The organism is uncultured Dokdonia sp. (genome assembly GCF_947496725.1).
Classification (GTDB): Bacteria; Bacteroidota; Bacteroidia; order Flavobacteriales; family Flavobacteriaceae; genus Dokdonia.
The window spans coordinates 1-263 of record NZ_CANMDS010000022.1 but is presented as its reverse complement, the minus strand read 5'-3'; the positions used below and the strand labels follow the sequence as shown (position 1 = coordinate 263).

Below are 263 nucleotides of genomic sequence, written 5' to 3'. Positions count from 1 at the left end.
ATCTCATCTTCTTCATCTGTCGTGTCTTCTGTAATTGGAACAATTACTTCTCCTTCAGTCTCTCCTGCAGGAATCGTCACCGTTACAATTGTCTCTTCATAATCATCCTCACCAGCTGTACCGGTCGTTGTTACTATCTCAATAACAGTGTCCTCATCACTTGGATTACTTAAGGTTACAGGAATAGTTACAGTACCAGCATCTTCATCTATTATCACATCTTCGATAGTCACGGTTGGAGCACCATCGTTATCGATAATCGT

1 protein-coding gene is annotated in these 263 nt (G+C 41.1%); it reads right to left on the bottom strand.

Going from position 1 to position 263, the window contains the following annotated elements:
• On the bottom strand, positions 1 to 263 hold a 263-nt coding region (locus tag Q0948_RS14890; protein WP_298354526.1), incomplete at both ends, for a Calx-beta domain-containing protein.